The 20578-nt window shown below is 63.8% G+C and carries 16 protein-coding genes and 1 pseudogene; 9 read left to right on the top strand and 8 right to left on the bottom strand.

Annotation, left to right across the window (positions count from 1 at the left end; all coding sequences use genetic code 11):
• Positions 1 to 54 precede the first annotated feature (54 nt).
• The 6 genes and pseudogenes from QPK31_RS00945 to QPK31_RS00920 all read left to right on the top strand — a co-directional run bounded on the left by QPK31_RS00945 (position 55) and on the right by QPK31_RS00920 (position 6397).
• Positions 55 to 1614 carry a glycoside hydrolase family 10 protein gene (locus QPK31_RS00945; RefSeq protein WP_290421388.1) on the top strand — a complete coding sequence of 520 codons (1560 nt, stop codon included), beginning with the start codon at positions 55 to 57 and terminating at the stop codon, positions 1612 to 1614.
• Between the two features lie 177 nt (positions 1615 to 1791).
• A complete protein-coding gene (locus QPK31_RS00940; protein WP_290421067.1) occupies positions 1792 to 2709 on the top strand; it encodes an N-acetylglucosamine kinase in 918 nt (305 codons plus the stop codon).
• Positions 2710 to 2730: 21 nt separating this feature from the next.
• Positions 2731 to 3498: pseudogene (locus QPK31_RS00935) on the top strand (N-acetylmuramoyl-L-alanine amidase); the annotation flags it as partial.
• A gap of 416 nt (positions 3499 to 3914) precedes the next feature.
• Complete coding sequence (locus tag QPK31_RS00930) at positions 3915 to 4820, top strand: LysR family transcriptional regulator (protein ID WP_290421065.1); 906 nt, start codon at positions 3915 to 3917, stop codon at positions 4818 to 4820.
• A complete protein-coding gene (locus QPK31_RS00925; protein ID WP_290421064.1) occupies positions 4817 to 5443 on the top strand; it encodes a M15 family metallopeptidase in 627 nt (208 codons plus the stop codon). The genes QPK31_RS00930 and QPK31_RS00925 overlap by 4 nt, the downstream gene beginning before the upstream one ends.
• Positions 5444 to 5734: 291 nt before the next feature.
• A complete protein-coding gene (locus QPK31_RS00920) occupies positions 5735 to 6397 on the top strand; it encodes a hypothetical protein (protein WP_290421063.1) in 663 nt (220 codons plus the stop codon).
• A 76-nt stretch (positions 6398 to 6473) separates the two neighbouring features.
• Here the strand turns inward: QPK31_RS00920 and QPK31_RS00915 are convergent, their stop codons facing one another.
• From QPK31_RS00915 to QPK31_RS00900, 4 genes are all read right to left on the bottom strand, one after another.
• A complete protein-coding gene (locus tag QPK31_RS00915; protein ID WP_290421062.1) occupies positions 6474 to 7331 on the bottom strand; it encodes a DUF2145 domain-containing protein in 858 nt (285 codons plus the stop codon).
• Complete coding sequence (locus QPK31_RS00910) at positions 7315 to 7722, bottom strand: hypothetical protein (protein ID WP_290421061.1); 408 nt, start codon at positions 7720 to 7722, stop codon at positions 7315 to 7317. Before QPK31_RS00910 ends, QPK31_RS00915 begins: the two co-directional genes overlap by 17 nt.
• Positions 7723 to 8042: 320 nt before the next feature.
• On the bottom strand, positions 8043 to 9695 hold the full coding sequence (gene dacB / locus QPK31_RS00905) for a D-alanyl-D-alanine carboxypeptidase/D-alanyl-D-alanine-endopeptidase (protein ID WP_290421060.1): 1653 nt from the start codon (positions 9693 to 9695) through the stop codon (positions 8043 to 8045).
• An 8-nt stretch (positions 9696 to 9703) separates the two neighbouring features.
• On the bottom strand, positions 9704 to 10942 hold the full coding sequence (locus QPK31_RS00900; RefSeq protein WP_290421059.1) for a nucleoside recognition domain-containing protein: 1239 nt from the start codon (positions 10940 to 10942) through the stop codon (positions 9704 to 9706).
• A gap of 521 nt (positions 10943 to 11463) precedes the next feature.
• Between QPK31_RS00900 and QPK31_RS00895 the strand changes: the two genes are divergently transcribed.
• Both QPK31_RS00895 and QPK31_RS00890 read left to right on the top strand, forming a co-directional pair.
• Positions 11464 to 13269, top strand: coding sequence for an ABC transporter substrate-binding protein (locus tag QPK31_RS00895; protein WP_290421058.1), 1806 nt, complete (start codon positions 11464 to 11466; stop codon positions 13267 to 13269).
• A gap of 186 nt (positions 13270 to 13455) precedes the next feature.
• Positions 13456 to 16314 carry a TonB-dependent receptor domain-containing protein gene (locus tag QPK31_RS00890; RefSeq protein ID WP_290421057.1) on the top strand — a complete coding sequence of 953 codons (2859 nt, stop codon included), beginning with the start codon at positions 13456 to 13458 and terminating at the stop codon, positions 16312 to 16314.
• Here QPK31_RS00890 and QPK31_RS00885 read toward each other — a convergent pair.
• A complete protein-coding gene (locus QPK31_RS00885) occupies positions 16299 to 16523 on the bottom strand; it encodes a hypothetical protein (protein WP_290421056.1) in 225 nt (74 codons plus the stop codon). The genes QPK31_RS00890 and QPK31_RS00885 overlap by 16 nt on opposite strands.
• On the opposite strand from QPK31_RS00885, the gene QPK31_RS00880 reads away from it, so the two are divergent.
• Positions 16522 to 17478 (top strand): LD-carboxypeptidase, encoded by a 957-nt coding sequence (locus QPK31_RS00880; RefSeq protein ID WP_290421055.1) that lies wholly within the window; start codon positions 16522 to 16524, stop codon positions 17476 to 17478. The genes QPK31_RS00885 and QPK31_RS00880 overlap by 2 nt on opposite strands.
• Positions 17479 to 17496: 18 nt before the next feature.
• On the opposite strand, the gene QPK31_RS00875 is transcribed toward QPK31_RS00880, so the two are convergent.
• From QPK31_RS00875 to QPK31_RS00865, 3 genes are all read right to left on the bottom strand, one after another.
• Complete coding sequence (locus QPK31_RS00875) at positions 17497 to 18009, bottom strand: ferritin-like domain-containing protein (protein ID WP_290421054.1); 513 nt, start codon at positions 18007 to 18009, stop codon at positions 17497 to 17499.
• Positions 18010 to 18254: 245 nt separating this feature from the next.
• Positions 18255 to 19109: an MORN repeat-containing protein gene (locus tag QPK31_RS00870; protein WP_290421053.1), complete on the bottom strand. Its 855-nt coding sequence runs from the start codon at positions 19107 to 19109 to the stop codon at positions 18255 to 18257.
• The gene (locus QPK31_RS00865; protein WP_290421052.1) at positions 19081 to 20514 is read right to left on the bottom strand and encodes an MORN repeat-containing protein; all 1434 of its coding nucleotides are present in this window, start codon (positions 20512 to 20514) and stop codon (positions 19081 to 19083) included. The genes QPK31_RS00870 and QPK31_RS00865 overlap by 29 nt, the downstream gene beginning before the upstream one ends.
• Positions 20515 to 20578: the final 64 nt, after the last annotated feature.

Raw genomic sequence — 20578 nt, 5'->3', positions numbered from 1 at the left:
GTGCAAGCTGATAAGAAAAGACGTGCGTTCACGCTGGCCGGTATCGCCGGTGCGATGGCCATCAGTGGTTTCCTGGGCGCCTGCTCGACGCCCACCACGCAACACGCCACCCTGCCGGACGGCAGCATCATCGGCGGCAGCGACACGCCGCCGGCCGCGCCGCGCGAATTCCGCGCCGCCTGGGTCTCGACGGTGGCGAATATCGACTGGCCGAGCAAACAGAATTTGAACGCGTCTCAGCAGCAGGCCGAAGCGATCGCCATCCTCGACCGCGCCAAGCTCATGAACATGAACGCCATCGTGCTGCAGGTGCGCCCGTCGGCCGACGCCATCTACGCATCGACCATCGAACCCTGGTCGGAGTACCTGACCGGCACCCAGGGCAAGGCGCCGCAACCCTGGTACGACCCGTTGAAGTTCTGGGTCACCGAAGCGCACGCGCGCGGCCTGGAACTGCACGCCTGGTTCAACCCCTACCGCGCCCGCCACGACGGCGCCCGCTCGCCGGCAGCAAGCAACCACATCACGCGTTCGAATCCGGCGGCAGTCAAGCGCTACGGCAAGTACATGTGGATGGATCCGGGCGAGGAAGCGGCATCGAAGCAGACGCTGGACGTGATCCTCGACGTGGTGCGCCGCTACGACATCGACGGCGTGCACATCGACGATTATTTCTACCCTTACCCGATCGAGGCGACCCCGGCCGTGGCCGGCAACCAGGCTGCACTGGACGGCAAGCCCGCCACCAAGGCCGAGCTCGACTTCCCGGACACCCCGTCCTGGGAACGCTACCTGGCCGGCGGCGGCAAGCTCGACCGCGCTTCCTGGCGCCGCCAGAACGTCGACCACCTGATCGAGGACATGTACAAGGGCATCCACCGCGAAAAGAGCTGGGTGCGCTTCGGCATCAGCCCCTTCGGCCTCGGCCGTCCGGACCGCCGCCCGCCCGGCATCAACGGCTTTTCGCAGTACGACAAGCTGTATGCGGATGCCGAACTCTGGCTGCAGAAGGGCTGGCTCGATTACTTCACGCCCCAGCTGTACTGGGCGCGTTCGCAGAAGGGGCAGTCCTACGACGTGCTGCTCGATTACTGGATCGGCCAGAATACGATGGGCCGCCACATCTGGCCGGGCCTGTTCACCAGCCGGATCGGTGCGCCGACCAAGGATTACCAGCCGCAAGAGATCCTGGACCAGATCAGCGTCACCCGTTCGCGCCCGCAGGCCGGCGGTCACGTGCATTTCAGCATGGTTGCACTGATGCAGAACCGCAAGGGCATCGGCGACCAGCTGCGCACCCAGTCGTATGCGAGTCCGGCGCTGGTGCCGGCGACGCCATGGCTGGGCAGCGACAAGCCAGGGCTGCCGACAGTCAAGGCGACCCGTGTTGCGCGCGGCGTGGCCCTGAAACTCACGGCGGGCAAGGCGAATGCGCTGTACACGGTGTGGGAGCGGCATGGGAACGAATGGAAGTTCCACGTGGTGCCGGCGTCGAAGGTGGACTGGACGCTGGCGGACGATGGGCGCCTGGGGCCGGCGGATGCCGTGTTCGTGGGCGCCGTGGATCGTCTCGGTAACGAGAGCGACCGCATCCGCGTGTGGAGCAAGCAGTAACCGCAACATGTGCGAACGTAGGGTGGGCGCCCCGTGCCCACGCGGTGATGGTTATCGGCTGCACGTCCGCGCGCGCTGATCTTGCCACTGGCTCCGTTCACGTGTTCGTTGATATCAACGGTAGGTATCACCGCGTGGGCACGGGGCGCCCACCCTACGAATCAACATTTTCGTCTTATGTCGACTCCTCACCCCATCGGCCTCGGTATCGATGCCGGCGGCACCCAAACCCGCTGGGCCCTGTGCACAGCTGACGGCACGCTGCTGTCCGAAGGCACCGTGGCCGGCCTGTCCGCCCTGCAAATGGCCACCAACGATGGCCGCAACGCCGTCCATGCCACCTTCGTGGAACTGGCGCGGCAGGTGCTGAAAACGGCGCAGCCGCACCGGGTCCGCGCCGGTCTCACCGGTTTCGGCGGCGATGGCGATCAGCTGCAAACCTGGCTCGCCGGCCTGCTCGGCATCGCCCCCGGCGCCATTACCCTGTGCAACGACATCGACATCGCCTACCGCGCCAGCTTCGCGCCGGGCGAAGGCTACCTGGTCTATGCCGGCACCGGCTCGATCGGCGCCTTCATCGACGCCGGCGGCGAATTCCACCGTGCCGGCGGACGCGGCGTGGTGCTCGACGATGGCGGCGGCGGTTTCTGGATCGCACGCGCGGCCCTGCGCCACATCTGGCGCAACGAAGACGAATGCCCGGGCCGCTGGGAATCCTCGCCCATGGCCCATGCCGTGTTCGACTACGTCGGCGGATCGGACTGGGCGTTTTCGCGCCAGTTCATCTATGGCCAGGAGCGCGGCGCCGTGGGCAAGCTGGCGCTGGCCGTGGCCGCCAGCGCCGAACAGGACCCGGCGGCGCTGCGCGTTCTGGAAGACGCCGGCCGGGAACTGGCGCGCCTGGCGCAGGCCCTGCTCGCGCGCTTCGGCCCGCGTCCGGTGGCGCTTGCTGGCCGCGCCGCCGAGCTGCACCCGGCAATCGCGGCAAGCATGCGCGCCAGTCTGCCGCCCGGCACTATCCTGACGCATAGCACCACGCGCGCCCACCATGCCGCCGCGCGCCTGGCTGCGGCCGATCACACCGCCGCTTACTAAACTCTTACTCGCTGAAAAACGATGAAAAAACTCCTTGCTGCCTTCATGATTGCCCTGCTGGCCGGCTGTACCACGCCCGGTCCGCGCATCGATAAAAGCCTGAGCGCCACCGGCCAGGCCAGCCGCGTACGCTTCCTGGTGCTGCACTACACCGTGTCCGACAAGCCGGCCTCGATCAAGATCCTGACCCAGCAGCAGGTCAGCGCCCATTATCTCGTCACCGACGACCCGCAGCCGACGGTCTACGGCCTGGTCGACGAAACCCGCGCCGCCTACCACGCCGGCATCTCGAGCTGGAAGGGCTATACCCAGCTGAACAACAGCTCGATCGGCATCGAGATCGTCAACGCCGGCTGGAAGGACACGCCGCAGGGCCGCGTGTTCGCGCCTTTCCCGCAGTCGCAGGTCGACGTGCTGGTGCCGCTGATCAAGGACATCGTCGCGCGCCACAAGATCGCGCCGGAAAACGTGGTCGGCCACAGCGACATCGCGCCCTTGCGCAAGCAGGACCCGGGCCCGCTGTTCCCGTGGTACCAGCTGGCCCAGGCCGGCCTGGTGGTGTGGCCGGACGCGAACCGCGTGGCCGCCGTGCGCCAGGTGTTCGACATCCAGGTGCCGGATGCCGCCTGGTTCCAGAAGAAACTGGCCGCCCACGGCTTCGCACTGGCCCAGAGCGGCGTGCTGGACCAGCAGACCCGCACCGTGATCGGCGCCTTCCAGATGAAATATCGCCCGGCGAACATTGCCGGCGAACCGGATGCGGAAACCGCAGCCATGCTGGAAGTGCTGACCACGCCGGCGAACGCGCCGCTGCCGCCGGTGCCGCCGGCGCCTGTACCGCCAATCGTGCCGACCACGCCGGTACCGGTGCCGGTCCAGGCCGCGCCGCCTGCGCCGACGGTTCCGCCTGTGCAGCCGGTGCAACCCGTACAGCCGGTTCAGCCGGTACAGCCAGTACAGCCGGTGCAGCCAGTACAGCCAGTACAGCCGGTGCAGCCAGTTGTGCCAACCCAACAATGATGGTCGCCTTGCACCTCTTTAACCTGTATCCTTCGACCGACCCGCGCCCGACGCGCGTGAAAATATCCTTCATGGCAGCGTTGCATTCGTCTCGCCGTACTAACGTACTGTCTTCGACGATGCGCCTTGCCCTGAAGTTTTTTTCACACGCGTCTTGCCGGGCGTCTTAATGAAGGACTAAAGCAATGCGCCTGCGCCACATCGAAGTTTTCCACGCCATCATGCAAGTCGGCACCATCAGCGGTGCCGCCCAGGTTCTCCACATCTCCCAGCCGGCGGTCACCAAGGTGCTGCAGCACGCCGAGCTGCAGCTGGGCATGCCGCTGTTCGAGCGCGTACGCGGCAAGCTGTATCCGAAGCCGGAAGCGCACCGCCTGTTCGCCGAGACCGAAAAGCTGAACCGCGACCTGCAGGGCATCCGCCGCCTGGCCGCCAGCCTGAAGGGCCGCGCCGTCGAAACCGTGCGCCTGGTCTCGACGCCGACGCTCGCCATCAGCGTGCTGCCCGAGGCCATGACCCTGTGGCGCCGCGACTTCGCGCAAACCCGCTGCGAACTGGCGACGTACCACACCAGCGAGATCGTGAACGCCCTGCGCCTGGGCGAAGCCGACCTGGCACTGTCGCTGCAGGATCCGCGCCACCCCGGCATCGTCGCCGAACCGATCGCCCAGGGCATGCTGACCGTGATGGCCCCGGCCGGCACCTGGACCGAAGCGGAATGCGCCCAGCCGATCGGCGCCGAAGGCCTGAGCGGCGAACTGATCGGCCTGGCCGACAACGACCCGCTCGGCGAAATCGTGGTGGCCGCCTGCGAAGCGCAAGGCGTGCAGCCGACCTTCCGCACCGTGGTGCAGACCTACCAGATCGCGCGCTCGCTGGTCGAAGCCGGCGCCGGCACCGCCGTGCTCGATCCGTTCACGGCCGCCTCGGCCGCGCCGGACAAGGTGCAGCGCCGCCAGTGGGCGCCGGCGATGCCGGTGCAGATTTATTTGCTATCGGCCAGCCACGCCCCGCTGTCGCACGGCGCGCGTGAACTGGCCAATTGCATCGGCGCTACCGCGCGCGCCTGTCTCGAGCGGGGAAGCAGATGAATGTTGACGTACCCGGTGGAACGGTCGCGAGCGAAGACATCGCCGCCAGTCCGGAGTTCCGCCATCTGTCGTCGATCGCGGGCATCGAGGTCGACTTGCGCTACGCCAGCGCCAACAACTTCGTCGGCCGCGATCTGTATTCGCCCTACGACTGCGCCTGGCTGCACCGCGATGCCGCCGCCGCGCTGGAGCAGGTGGTGGCGTATCTCGCCGAACGCGCCCCTGGTCACACGGCGCTGGTGCTCGACGCCCTGCGCCCGCAGCGCGTGCAGCAGCAGCTGTGGGACGCGCTGGCCGGTACCGGCCTGCAGATGTACCTGGCCGACCCGGCGCGCGGCTCGATCCACTCCTACGGCATGGCGCTCGACATCACCCTCCTCGACCCGCAAGGCCGCGAGCTGGACATGGGCACCGGCTTCGACGACATGACGGACTTGTCGCATCCTGCGCTGGAAGAAGGGTTCCTGGCTGCCGGCAAGCTTACTGAAGAGCAGGTCGCGAATCGGCGGCTGCTGCGCGACGCGATGTTTCAGGCAGGGTTCCTGGGGATTCGCACCGAGTGGTGGCATTTCGATTGCGGCGACCGGGATGTGGTGCGGTCGACGTTCCGGCGGGTGATGTGAATTTGCCGTTTATCCGACGGTGAAGCTGGTGGGTTCGAGCCGCACGCGGACCGACCCACCCTACAACCACCCTGCCGTAGGGTGGGTTCTCGAACCCACCAATGCAACGCATGCACAAATGCGCGGTGTTTGCCACCGCGACGCGCACGCGCACACTTGAGCTTTCTCATCCTTCCTCCTCATCCGCCCCGGAGAATCGCTAGCTACCGACGGAAGATTTGACGCCCCCGCTTGACGCTCGAGGCCGCTTCTTCCGCGCAAACGATTCCCAACGGACAAGAGAGGTGCGTAATGAAAGCTTCGATGATGGCCGCCACCATGGCGGTGGCCGCTGCACTGGCAGGCTGCAGCACCGGCGGCGGCAACATGTTCGCCTCGCGCGACACGGCGGTCGAATACATCCGCGTCTTCGACATCAAGACCGATGCGGCCGGGCCGGCGGTCACGCGCGCCGCCAGCGAGGGCATCAGCCGCAACATCAACAACGCCACGCTGGCCACGCCGGTGCCGGAGACCGCCGAGGTGCAGGACCAGCCCGGCCGCTTTAAACTGGCCGACCCCGCCGGCGCGCCACCGGGCACGATCCCGGCGCGCGGCCCCAGCTGCGAGGGCGCCAGCTGGACCGCCAAGGCCGCGCCCGACGTGCGCGGCGGCCAGGACATGAACATCGTCGCCTGCCTCTTCCCGTACAAGGGCGGCTACCACCTCGACATGTACGCCGCCTTCACCAAACAGGAAGGCGGCTGGCTCGCGTGGCCGCGCCGCGCCTACGGCTATGTGCTCGGCACGCCCGACAAGTACGCGGAAAAGACCATGCTCGACATCGTGCGCACGATCCGCGAAACCACCAACGCCCAGGTCGCACTGGTGGAAGCCAAGCCCGACGTGGCCGGCACACCCTGGCTCGAACCCTCGGGCGTGGCCCCGCGCACCAGCCAGACGTCGAAACCTTGATGTGCGAACCCTTATTGAATGAAATAAGCTTTCAAGAAAGGGGTCTCAATGAAATAATATTTCACCCCGTTTTGGGTTAATCCACCACCATCGTCTTCGCATCCGGATCGGTCATGCGCACGAAACGTACGACCGAATCGGTGGTCACGGTATCGATCTGGCCGGCCATGCGGCGGTCGAAAGGATGATCGTCGAAGGCGACGTTGGCGTGGAACATGCGTCCGCCCAGGCGGGTGGCCGCCGGCACTTCCACCGTCAGCGGCTGGAAGCGGAGCGAGCGCATCCAGGCCTGGGCTTCGCCACGGGTCTCGACCTGCCCCGGCGGCGCCATGGCGGCGGCCAGGGATTCGAGTACCCACTGGTTCGAGTTCTGGTACTTGGTCGAGTACACGTAGGACAGCATGTTGTAGTGCCCCTCGTGCATGCGCTGCGGCGTGCGCGTGGCAAACAGTTGGGCGATGCGTTCCTGCGCGGCCGGGCCCGGAATCACGACTTGCGCTTCATGCCGGTACAGATCGGTAAGGAAGAAATTGCCCATGCCCTCGTTGTAGAGTTGGGAAGCCGCCGTGCCGCACTCGTTCAGCTCGTGCACGACGGTCCAGCGGCCGGCCGGATGGTCGCGCACGGCCACGCCCATGTGCGAGTAGCGCAGGCGGTAGCGGCTCAGGTCCTGGCCGGCGCGCGATACCAGCGCCACCTTGGCGCCGCTGGCGTCGAGCGCCTGCACGGTGCGCTGGGCGAGGTCCATCGACATCACGACTTCGTTCGGCGTCAGGGGCTTGTCGGCGCAGGCCTGGCCGGCATGGGCGGGCAGGGGACAGGCCAGCGCAGCGGCCAACGCAGCGGCTGCGGTAGCAGCGGTAGCAGCGGCGGTGGTGCATGAGGCGGCAGAGGCCGCGGGGAACAGGCGGCGCATCTCAGCCCACCCGCGCATGGTGCAGCAGGGCCTTGCCCACTTCATTCGGGATGAAGGCGATCGCCTTGCCCGACAGGACCAGCACGTGGCCGGTCGAGGCCGTCACCACTTCGACCGCGGTGCCGGCCGCAACCGACAGGCCGCCGGCTACCGCACCCGACAGGCGCAAGGTGGCGCGGCTGCCGTCGGCCAGGCTTTCGACCACGATTTCCAGTCCGTCGCCCACGGTCTTGACGCTGGCCACGACCACGCTGCCGGCGGCGGCCACGCTGAGCACGGAACCGAACACGACCACACCGGAAAGGTTGGCGCTGGCTTCCGACGGGTTGGACTGGCCAGTCGCCGACGCCGTGGCGCAGGAAAAGCTGAGGAGGGATGCGAGCAGGGAGGTAAGCACAACGCGTTTCATGAGATGCTCCTTTGATCAGGTGCAGGCATCATCGCGAAATCGCGGGCGCAGGCCAACCGTGGCCTGCGGAGTATTGTTTTATTGGCGGAAACGTATCGTTCGGCGATACCGGGTGCGGCCAGGGTCCATCCGACTGCATCCACGCCTTCGTTTTGAGTAGGGTGGACGGCTTTGCCGTCCACGCGGCGATAGATAGCCGCTCCGCTGTCGTGCCGAATGATCTCGCTGCACATGATCGCCGCGTAGACGGCAAACGTGCCTTTCGCGGCCCGGTCCACCCTACGAGTCATGACAACAAATGTGTTGCGGCTCCAGCAAGTTCAGTCAGAGACACCCTGGTGCGATACCGGCGCTGCGGCCGGCGCCGGCTGTGCACCCGAGCGCGCCACCCAGTCCACCAGCGCATCGACCACGGCGCGCCCGCGTCCTTCGCCCGCGCGCTCGTCGTTGACCATCGCCACCACCACGTTCTGCACGCCGTTTGCATCCGGCACATAGCCCGCCACCGCCACCACATTGCGCAGCGTGCCCGTCTTCAGGCGTGCACGGCCTGCCGCCGGGCTGCCATGCAGGCGGCGCCGCATGGTGCCGTCGACGGCGACGATCGGCATGCTGGCCTGGAATTCCGGCGCCCAGTTGCTGCGCAGCCCGGCCTGCAGCAAGCCGCCCATTTGCAGCGGGCTGATGCGTTCGATGCGCGACAGGCCGGAGCCGTTCTCGATCACGAAACCGCTGTCGTCGATGCCGCGCGCGCGCATCCAGTTGCGCACCACCTGGTCGGCGCGGGTAGTGGTGCTCTGGCCCGGCACCAGCGGCAGCGGACGGCTGCCCAGCACCGGATCGGCTTCCAGCGCGCCCAGGCTCAGGAACAGGGTGCGCGCCAGCGCATTGTCCGAAGGTTTGTTCGTATCGCGCACGACTTCCGGCAGCGCGCGCGCCGTGTGCAGGGCCAGCAGGCGCGCATCGAGCGGAGCGATGCCCGCCTGCGTCTTGCCATCGAGCTTGCCGCCGAGCTGTTTCCACTTCATGCGGAACAAGCCGTCGAGATAATCGTCGCGGTCGACCACGTTGATGCTGTTGGTCCTGGCGCAGTTCTTCGGGAAGGTCCCACGCAGCACGACCTGGATGCGGCCGTCGGCGCCTTTCACCGCTTCCGGCAATTTCCAGCCGTCTTCCCAACGCGCGCAGTCGGCGTCGATCAAGGTCATCTCCGACACCACGCGCACGCCGTCCAGCGCGGGCTGCATGTCCAGCTGCATGCTCTTGCCTGTAGAGCGCATGTCGATCTGCAGCATGTTCTTGTTGGCCAGCAGCGCGTCGGGAATCACGTTGTAATACGCTTCCGGCGACTCGTCGAAGGGCGGCACGCCCAGGTCCTGGCGCGCCGGATTGAACAGGCTGCGGTCGAGCACCAGGTTGCCCTCGATGCGCTTGATGCCGGACAGTTCCAGCGCCCGCAGCATGTTTTCCAGCACCTCGCCCGAGAGGTCGGCATCGGCGCCGCCGCGCAGCACCAGGTCGCCCTTCAGCACGCCATTCTTCACCTCGCCATTGCTCAGCAACTCGGTGCGGCCACGGAACACCGGACCCAGCTGTTCCAGGCTGACCAGGGTCGTAACCAGTTTCATTGTCGAGGCCGGCTGCATGGGGCGCTCGGCGCCGTGCGCCAGCACGACCTGATTGCCGCGCAGCACCAGCACGCTGAGCGAAGCGGGTGCAATGCGGTTCGCCGCCAGCAGCGCCGTCACCGGCTGCGGCAGGTTGCCCGTCGGCTGCGCCGCACTGACAGGCGCCTGCGGCATGGCCGGCGGTGTCTGCGCCACAGGCGACCGCAATGCAGGAGCTGGCAATGCGGCAGCCTGCGGCGCGGAAGCCTGTGGTACGGGCGTCTGCGCTGCAGGCGCCGGCGGCAGCGGTGCGCAGGCGGGCAGGCAGGCGATGACGGCGGCGGTGACAGCGAGACGTCGCAACATGGGCATCCTTAACCGAAGAAGAGATAGGCGACGAAGATGGCGGCGATCACGCCGGCCAGGTCGGCGATCAGGCCGTAGCCGATCGCGTAGCGGGTCTTGCGGATGCCGACCGAGCCGAAGTACAAGGCCACGATATAGAAGGTGGTGTCGGCCGCGCCCTGCAGGATCGACGCCAGGCGGCCGACAAAGGAGTCGACCCCGTAGGTGGTCATGGCGTCGATCATCATCGCGCGCGAGCCGCTGCCGGACAGCGGTTTCATCAGCGCGGTCGGCAGCGCGCCGACGAAATCGGTAGGCAGCCCGAGCCCTGTAAAGACCCAGGCAAAGGCGTTCACGATCATGCCCAGGATGCCGGAGTTGCGCACCACGCTGATCGCCACCAGCATGCCGACGAGATAGGGAATGATCTTCAGCGAAGTTTCGATGCCACCCTTGGCGCCTTCGATAAATGCCTCGAACACATTCACCCGCTGCAGCAGGGCCGCCACCATGAAAGCGGCGATGATCGAGAACAGGATCAGGTTGGCCGCCACCACCGAGACCAGCTCGATCTCGGATTTGGCCAGGAAGTTCGTCAGATAGAACACGATGCCGGCCACCACCGCCGTCAGGCCGCCGATCCAGCCGAACACCACCGGATGCAGCAAGTTGATGCCTTGGCGCAGGCTGACGGCCACGATGCCGGTCAGGGTCGAGCAGAAGGTCGCGATCAGGGTCGGGATGAAGATGTCGGCCGGATTGGCGGCGCCGAGAATGGCGCGCTGGGCCATGATGGCCAGCGGAATCACGGTCAGCCCCGAGGTCTGGATGACCAGGAACATGATCTGGGCGTTGCTGGCTTCATCCTTGCGCGGATTCAGCGTCTGCAGGCTTTCCATCGCCTTCAGGCCGAAGGGCGTGGCGGCGTTGTCCAGGCCGAGGATGTTGGCGGAGAAATTCATCACCATGTGGCCGTTGGCCGGGTGGTCGCGCGGCACTTCGGGGAAGATGCGCGAGAAGAAGGGGGCGATGATGCGTGCAAACAGGTTGATGGCGCCGGCCTTTTCGCCCACGTTCATGATGCCCAGCCACAGGGTCATGACGCCGGCCAGCGGCAGGGCAATGTCCATCACGGCCATCTTGGCCGATGAGAAGGTGCCGTCGATGATGCGCTTGAAGATTTCGGTATCGCCAAGAAACAGCCACTGTGCCAGTGCTGCGACAAAACCAACGAGGAAGAAACCGGTCCAGATGTAATTTAATGCCATGTTCAGTCCGAAAGGGCGGATGTCGATACGGCGCCGCCACGCGTTCACCAGCCGCGGATGTGGAATCACGGCATTCCTGCGCACGATTGTGCAGCTGAGAGTATAGGCGCACAGCAAGCTGCAAAGATGAAAGAATGCAGCGGCGCCATGCACAAAAGTTATGGTGGAAAGCCGATTGGCCGGTAGGTTCCATTAGGTCGGGCGGTCTCCCGTACGGTGGGCACCCCGTGCCCACGCGGAACGATGATCATGGTTGGTGCTCGTTTTATCGAACATCGCGCATCTCGGCGGCGTGTCCAAAAGCGTCCCGCTACCTCTTTATCCATGGTTGAGCCGCGGAGCGAATCGTCACCGGCGCAGGTGCAAGGTGACGCACGTAACCGCGTGGGCACGGGGTGCCCACCGTACGGTCACCGCATCGGCCCTGATGACCCATGCAGGTGCTCATCCTCCATCGCCTCGCGTTTGCCACCACCAAACACTGCGCCTATGATACGAACGCTCAACCAGGACATGCACAAATGAAACTACGCTCCGCCCTGCCCGCGCTGCTGTTCGCGTCCGGCGTCCTCGCTTTCCCCGCCGCGGCCCAGGCCCCAGCGGCGCCATCAAACCCGGCCCCGGAAAAAGTCCTGCACATGTTCCTGTCCACCAGCGAAACCGGCCTCGACCCCGCCGCCGCGTCCGACATCGCCACGCTGTCCCTGCTGGAAAACATCTTCGACCCCCTGCTGCGCTACGACTACCTGGCGCGCCCGGTCAAGCTGCGCCCCAACACCGCCACGCAGATGCCGGAAATCAGCGCCGACGGCCGTACCTACACCTTCCGCATCCGCCCCGGCATCCATTTCACCGACGACCCCGCCTTCAAGGGCAAGCAGCGCGAAATGACCGCGCAGGACTACATCTACAGCATCAAGCGCCTGTACGACCCGACCCTGAAATCCCCGTGGTCCTACATGTTCGACGGCAAGATCGAAGGCGATGAAGCGCTGAAGAAAAACTTCAACATCGACACCCCCGTCAGCGGCCTGCAAGCCCTCGACCGCACCACCCTGCGCATCCGCCTGAAGGCACCCGACAACAACTTCCTCTTCTACATGGCCACGCCAGCTTCCGGCGTGGTCGCGCGCGAAGTGATCGAGGCCTATCCCGGCCAGGCCGGCAACCACCCGGTCGGCACCGGCCCCTTCCTGGTCAAGGAATGGAAACGCAGCGATCGCATCATCCTGCAAGCCAACCCGTACTCGACCGCCGTCTTCCACGCCACTCCCGGCACCGACCTTGAAGCACAGGCCATCGCGAAAAACCTGGAAGGCCAGCGCCTGCCGCGCGTCGACCGTGTGGAAGTAAAAATCGCCGAGGAATTCCAGGGCCGCATGCTCGGCTTCCTGAACGGCGAATACGATTACCTCGAGCAGGTGCCCGAATCGATGACCGACATGGTGATCCGCGACGGCGCGCTGAAACCGGAGCTGCAACAACGCGGCATGCAGCTGTCGCGCTTCCCGGTGCTGCAGACCTATTACATGTGGATGAACATGAACGACCCGGTGCTGGGCGGCTACGGCAAGGACCGCATCGCCCTGCGCCGCGCCATTTCGCTGGCCTACAACAACGCCGAAGACATCGCGCTCCTGAAAAAAGGTTTCGCGATCAAGGCCGAGTCGCCGCTGCCGCCGAACGTGCTCGGCTACGACCCCAATTACCGCAGCCCAGTGCCCTACGACCCGGCGCTGGCGAATGCCCTGCTCGACCGCCACGGCTACGGCAAGCGCGACGCCGAGGGATTCAGGACGGCGCCCGGCGGCAAGCCGCTGACACTGACCATGCACAGCGAGGCAACGGTCGGCGGGCGCCTGCGCGACGAGTTGTGGCGCAAATGCCTGAACGCGATCGGCCTGCGCGTGGTGTTCAAGTCGGACAAGAAAACCGAGATCATCAAGGCCTCGCGCCTGGGCAAGGTGACCATGTTCGAGAGTAACTGGATCGCCGACTTCCCTGACGGCGACAATTTCTACCAGCTGCTCTACGGCCCGAACGCCGGCCGCGCCAACTACGCGCGCTTCAACCTGCCCGCCTACAACGAACGCTATGAACAGGCACGCCAACTGAGCGATGGTCCGGCGCGCCAGAAGCTGTATTTTGAGATGAACCAGCTGATCCATGCCTACAACCCCTGGGTGCCGCTGACCCATGTGCTGTCGGCGGATATTCGTCAGCCGTGGCTAAAAAACTACAAGCGCCACCCCGTGGAATTCACCAATTGGCGTTACCTGGACGTCGATGTTGCGCAAAGAGCACGCTCCTCAGGACAACGCCCCTAGTAGGTAGTCATTTTCCAACTATAAACATTCCTGGAAGTTATACTTCCCGGCGCTTATTTCATTGGCTATTGCCAAATCATCAGGCTTACCCTCGAATCAAACCATAACGTAATGCCAAGACATTACGACGGAAAAACTGCCGGCTCTGCGCCCGGCCCGAATTGCCCATATCCCCAGGAGAGACGCGTGAAGTTAAAGAAGCTAGCCCATCTGATTGCCTTGATCGGCGTCGTCAGCCCGGCCCTTGCACAGGAAGTGCAGCAGGCTCCGATGGCACGTGTCGAGGTCACCGGCAGTAGCATCAAACGGATCGCCAAGGAAGGCGCGCTCCCGGTCGAAATCATTTCACGCAAGCAACTGGAAGAACAAGGAATTGTCACGGCTGAGCAGTTGGTTGCGACACTGAATATCAATGGCAATGGGTCGGACAACCTGGCCTCGAATGCTGACGTGACCAGCGGCGCACAGCGCGGTAATAACGGCGCATCGTCGGCAAATCTGCGTGGCCAAGGCTCCGACTCCACGCTTGTCCTGCTCAATGGCCGCCGCGTCGCCACCCACGGGATGAAGGGCTCGGCAGTTGACCTGAACTCGATTCCAATGGCTGCGGTCGAACGTGTCGAAGTGCTGAAAGATGGTGCTTCGGCGATCTATGGCACCGATGCCATTGGTGGCGTCATTAACTTTATTTTACGTAAGAACTACCAAGGCTTGGAGACCCAGGCCTTTACCGACATCACCGAAGCAGGTGGCGGTAACATTCATCGCATCTCCGCAACTGGCGGTTTCGGCGACCTGGAGGCGAATGGCTACAATGTCCTTATCGCGGCATCGCATAGCCGCAACGCTGCCTTGCGTGGTAATCAGCGCGATTTTGTGAACACCTTCCAACCGGACCGTGGCGTCTCGGTGGATACTCGCGGGACGCCATCTGCGAACGTCTTCGGTACCGATATTGCGCCAACGCTGCTGGCCACGTATGACGCGAACAATAAACTGTTGAATACCGGCCCCTTGCTTGGCGGCGTGAATTACAACGGTATCAGCCTCCTGGATCTGCCAGGCGGTGCCGGCTGCACCAGCATCGATGGTATGGGGCCGTATGACGAGAAGCTATGGGACAGCGCCGGAGCAGCCTATGGTTGCGCCTGGGATACTGGCCGTGCTGCTGTCTTGCAGCAACCGGTCAAGAATTCGAATGCGCTGGCACGTGCCACGTTCAATGTAGGCGCGCATCAGTTGTTCGCCGAACTGGTCGGTTCGCAGGTCGAAGTCAAAAAGAGTTTCTCGCCAAATCAAATTTCACCAGGTAGGACAACGTTCAATGCTTCCTCGTTCTATCCGAGTACCGGCCAATATTACAATCGTGTCTACGATGCCCTGGTAGGGATTTTTCCGGCCATCTCGACCAATTACGGCTTGCCTATTGCTTACCGCTGGCGCTGCATGGAGTGCGGAAACCGCGAGATCGAGACCGAAACCAAGGCCGGACGCCTGCAGGTTGGGGCTGACGGGCCGCTGAACCTGGGTAGCCTGGGCAGCTTCGATTACCGCGTTGGTCTTTCGCGCGCTTTCAGCGAATCCAAGTCGACGCTGGGTACTGGTTTCAATTACACGGTGGCTTTGGCAAATGCGCTGGGTAGCGGCAAGATCAATCCGTTCCTGCTGCCTGGTGAAACCCAGTCTCAAGAGGCGCTTGATCTGATCCGGTCGACGTCGGCCGAGGGTGTGGTGCTGTACGGCGGTAAAACCATCCTGACCCAGTTCGATGCCGCGTTGTCGGGCGAAGTGTTCAAGCTTCCCGCTGGTTCGGTGATGGCGGCGATCGGAACCGACCTGCGTCGCGAAGAGTACAAGTTCAATGGCGATGCGCGTGCAGCCAGTGAGCGGCCAGCTATCCTGAACGCCCCATTCGACGACCAGAATGCCTTGAACAACGTCCATCGCGATATCAAGGCAATCTACGCCGAGGTATTGGTACCGGTCATGAAGGACCTTGAGCTGACTTTTGCCGGCCGCCAGGACCATTACTCGGGCTTCGGCAGCACCTTCAATCCGAAAGTGTCATTCCGCTATCAGCCAATCACGTCGCTGCTGGTCCGCGGTTCGTACAATACCGGCTTCCGGGCCCCATCGTTCAATCAACTGTTCAACGGGATCACGGAAACCCAGTACACCGGTAAGGAACTGGTCGATCCGGCACGCTGCCCGACAGGAAAATTCGATAGTACGAAGCCGGGCTGCGAGTTGATCACGCCAGTTTTGCTCACTGGCGGTAAACGCGACCTGGGTCCCGAAACCGCAAAACAGGCTTCGATCGGTATTGTGTTCGAACCGGTGGCCCGTACCTCGCTGAACGCCGATTTGTGGGAGATCCGCAAGGAAGACACGATCGATTCGTTCAGCCTGGCGACCATGGTCGATAACTACGATTTGTTCGAAGGCGCGTTTCTTCGTAACGCTGCCGGCGAAGTGGTTGCGGTCGATCAGCGCTGGATGAATGCTGGTGAACGCATTACCCGGGGATTGGAACTGGGTGCGCGTACCGGAGGAGTGTGGGAAGGCACGGTATGGAGCGTCGGTATCGATGGTTCGCGTTTGCTGAAGAAAAAGTCGCGTGCCACGCGTAACGCCGAGTTCAGCGAAAGCGAAGTAGGGCGCTTTATCTTTACAGGGGACCTCGGCCTGAAATGGAAACATATTGCCTACATTAGCGCCAAACGGGGAAACTGGAGCGGCCTGTTGCAGAACGTGTATCGCTCCGGCTACGATGACCAGGTGCTGCCTGGCGTGGCGAGTGGCCGTATCCTACCGTCAAACTATGATCCGAAAGTGGATGCCTATTCGATCTTCCACGCAAGCGTGAGCTATACCGGTATCAAGGGCTTGACGCTGACTGGAGGAATTAAGAACCTCTTCGACAAGGACCCACCGTTTGCGATCACTTATGACAGCAACTCCGGCGCCGGTAGCAGCTGGGAACCGCGTGTAGCCGATCCACGCGGCCGTTCGTTCACGCTGACGGCAAACTACAAGTTCTTCTGATCGTCGCAACAGCCCACGGCCCGCAGCCGGAGGAAGCCCGCGCTTCCACGGCGCGGGCCGTTTTTCATGGATGAAGCCGAACGCATGTCCAGCCTGAAGATCGAGCGGCGCGCCTTCATGGCCTGGCTCGCCGCCGCTGCAATGACCTCTCTCCACAGCGACGCGGCGGCCCGCCCGCGCGCGCGCACATCCTCTTCCGGACGCTCCATGACACCCCTGATCAAACCGCCGCGCCTGCGCCGTGGCGACACCGTCGGCCTGATCGCGCCGGGCGGCTACACGAGCGAAAAATCGATCGCCAAGGCGCGCGCCAACATCGAGAGCCTGGGCCTGAAAGTGCGCGAGGGACGCTACCTGCGCGAAGTGAGCGGCAACTATGCCGGCACGGTGGCGCAGCGCCTGTCGGACCTGCACGCCATGTTCGCCGACCCGGACGTGACGATGCTGTGGCCGATCCGCGGCGGCTCGGGGTGCATCTCGCTGCTGCAGGGGCTCGACTACGGCCTGATCCGCAGGCACCCGAAGATCCTGCTCGGCTATTCCGACATCACTGCCCTGCACCTGGCGATCCTGAAGAAAACGGGGCTGGTGACCTTCCACGGCCCGGTGGCCTCGTCGACGCTGTCGGACTATGCGCGCGAACACATGCTGGCCGTGCTGACCGACCCGCAGCCGTCCTACACGATTCCGATGGCGCTGGAAAACAGCCGCCGCGCCGTGTTGCAGCCGCACTTCGGCATGCGCACCGTGCATGGCGGCAGCGCGACCGGACCTCTGATCGGCGGCAACCTGAGCCTGGTGGCGGCACTGGCCGGCACGCCCTACGCGGCCGACTTCCGCAACGGCATTTTGTTCCTGGAAGAAGTGAACGAAGCGCCCTATCGGATCGACCGCTGGATGACCCAGCTCGACCTTTCAACCGGTTTCGACAAGGCGGCGGGCGTGATGATCGGCATCTGCGACGATTGCGGGCCCGAGCACGAGGACTTGTCGCTGACGCTGGACCAGACCTTCGACATCCACTTGCAGCCACTCGCGGTGCCGGCCGTGACCGGCTATTCGATCGGCCACATCCGCAACCAGTTTACGATTCCGATGGGCGTCAAGGCCACCCTCGATGCCGAGCGGCAGACGGTGACCTTGCTGGAGGCGGCGGTCAGCTGAGCCGCCTCGCCGGCATCATCAGACCTTGGCTTCGGCGCCCGGCGTTTCCGAGCGCACCAGGAAGGCTTGCGTGACTTGCGGCAGGTGTTCCAGCAGCCAGGCGGCCATGGCCTTTTCCTGGGCCAGGATCTGCTCGCAGGCCGCGGCGGTGGCGGTATCGCCGACCGCCTTGGCGGCGCCGATCAGCGAGGTATAGCTGGCGATTTCCAGGTTCTCGAAGACGTAGCCGGCCATCGCGCCCTTCACTACTTCGTCGCTGGTGGTCATGCCGCCCACGGCCTGGCCAAAGGCGGCCAGCTTGCCGCCCAGGTCTTTCAGCACCGAGTTGCTGATGCCGCGGCGGGCCAGGATGGCGTCGAGCTGTTGCTGCTGCCAGCGGGTTTCCTCGATGTGCTGGACGATGCGTGCACGCAGTTCCGGATAGTGTTCCAGGCGTTCCGCTTGCGCGTTCAGCATCTTGTCCGCTTGTTGCTCCATCGCGTGGGCGTCGCGCAGCCAGTCGTTCAGGTGTTCGTTTGCCGTCGTCGTCATACATTTCTCCATCGGTAAAAGTGCTGGATGGCGCCGGGATGCCGGCGCCGCCTGGACTTGCAATGCAGCCGCCGTGTCGGCAGGCTGTGCATCTTCAGCTACCTTCGCAGAGTTGATGTGCGATGTTCGTTAGATGAGGCACATTTGCGGGGAGTTGGACGAATAAATCTTCTGGTACGGCACTGATGAGTGCAAATGATTAACGCCGGGAATCGCCATTCCACGTGGTGCCCGTATGAGAGCGGTCACCGGGTCATCTTGGGATAATGAACAACCTCGGCAATAAATTCGTTTAGCACCGGATACACCATCTCGCATGGCTTGCCCTGGCACATGGCAGGCTTGTAAGGCGTCAGCATCAGTACGCTAGCGATATTCCTGACCAGCTGTTGCTCGGCTTCCGGGGTGTCCAGGGATGGTTTCTCGAACACATCCGCGCGCTTGGCCTTGCCATCGGCGCCGACCAGCACGGCCATGCGCAAGGTGCCTTCGGCGGCGCCTGCCTTTTGATTGAGCTGCCCGATCGCCCGCAACACATCGAGCGGACCCGCGCTCGGATAGGGCGGTTCGTCGCCCCGTTCCAGCGCCGGAAAGCGGCTGCGCACAGTGGCCTTCTGGTCCTCGGTCAAGGCTTCCCAGGGCTGGTCCAGCGGGATGCTGGCCCTGGCCGGACCTCCCGTCCTGTCTTCGCGTAGGAAGGCATAGCGCAAGAAGTCGATCTCCTGTGCCTCCGGCCCGACGATCAGGTTGTTGGCGAACTCGCCCTCGAAACTGCGGCCGCTGCCCGCGTAAACGAGTTTTCCCCGGCCATGGCGCTTGCCCATTTGCCACTGGCCGGTATAGCTGCCGCCTTCCGCGTATTTCACTTCGCCCCAGCCATGCGGCTTGCCGTCTTTCCATTCGCCCGCGTATTCCGAACGGTCGGTCTCGACGGCGATACCCTTTCCTTCGCGGATGCCGTCGACCACGTCGCCTTCGTACTGCACGCCATTCTTGTACGTGAAATAGCCTTTCCCATGGGGTATGCCCTGGCGCAGGGTACCGATATAGGTATATTCGCCTGTCTTCAGTTCAGCATCGCCTTCGATCTCGCCGCGCATCAGGGTGACTGATAGGTTCATCTGCTTCCATTTTTCGCCCATCCACCTGAGCATGCCCTTGCCCTGGGCGTAGCCGTCGACGCAGGCGCCGTCCCAGCTGACGACCGAGCTGTCGGGGACCGGGGCAAAGACCGCGATGCGGCAATTGGGTCTGCCAAGGTAGACAGCGTCGGCTGCAAGCGCGGCCTGGCTGGACAAGACAAGGGCGGCAACACAAAGTAATCTGGTCATGGGTAGCTGAACATGGTCGTGGGATGGAAGCGGTGGTTGCTGTGGGTCCGCGGTACTTCAGCGGAACATGGGGGGGGACACCCGGACCGCCCGCAATGTCGAACACATAGTTGATGGGATAGACCATTTCGCATGGCTTCCCCTGGCACATGGCAGGCTTGTAGGTGTCGAGCATCATCACGCCGGCGACATTCTTGACCAGCTTTTCCACGTCTTCCGCATCCCTGAGTACCGGCTTTTCGAAGATCGTCGCGTGCTTTGCCTTGCCGTCGGCGCCAACCAGGACGTAAATGGTCAGATTGCCTTCTGCCGCACCAGCCATACGGTTGAGTTTGACAACCGCCTCGAAGACCTGGCGGCGCCCCTTGACCGGGTAAGGCGGATCATCTCCCTGCTCTAACGCCGCATACGTCTCGCGCACGCCATTCTTCTGGGTTTCCGTCAATTGTTCCCAAGACGCGTCGAGCGGTACACTGCTTGTGAGCGAGGGCGTCCTGTCCTTGTGGAGCAAGGCATACTTTTCATCGTCGATCGCTGGCTGGGCGCTTCCGGCAATACGGCCGTCCTCAAACCGGCCCTCGAACTTGCGGCCGCTGCCCGCATGGACGAGTTCGCCTTTGCCATGCCATTTGTTCAGGTGCCATTGACCGGAATAGCTGCCGCCTTCGGCATATTTCATCTCTCCCCAGCCCTGGCGCTTGCCGTCCTTCCACTCGCCGACGTATTCGCTGCGGCTCATCCAGACGAAGATTCCCTTGCCGTCCTGCTCGCCATGGGCAACACCGCCTTCGTACATGTTTCCGCTCTTGTAGGTAAAGAAACCGGTGCCGTGCGGCATGCCGCGCAGGAAGGTGCCGATATAGGTGTAGTCGGCCGTCTTCAATTCTCCTTCGCCCTGCACTTCGCCGCGCACCAGCTTGGCTTTCAGGCGGTAGCGGTTCTTCTTCTCGTCTTTCCAGTCGAGTTCGCCCTTGCCGACGGCAAAGCCGCCTTCGCAGGCGCCGTTCCACTCGACGACCTCGTTGCGTGGCGCCGGCTCGAGCGGGGCGATGCGGCAGTCGTCGAAGCCGGTGTAGCCGGGCAGGTCGGCACGGACGGGAGGATTGACAGGCGCCGCAGTGGCGTGCGAGACGCTCACCACGGCGATCAGCAGAGGAAGGAAATGTCGTTTCATTCAGGACCGCAGCGCTGGCGGTAAATAGTTTCTAATCGTCAATAATTTATCATGCTTTTATGGC

The sequence above is a fragment of the Massilia sp. YIM B02769 genome (assembly GCF_030411995.1).
Lineage (GTDB): Bacteria > Pseudomonadota > Gammaproteobacteria > Burkholderiales > Burkholderiaceae_D > Telluria.
The sequence above is the reverse complement of the archived record's forward strand: the minus strand, read 5'-3'. Positions and strand labels throughout refer to the sequence as shown.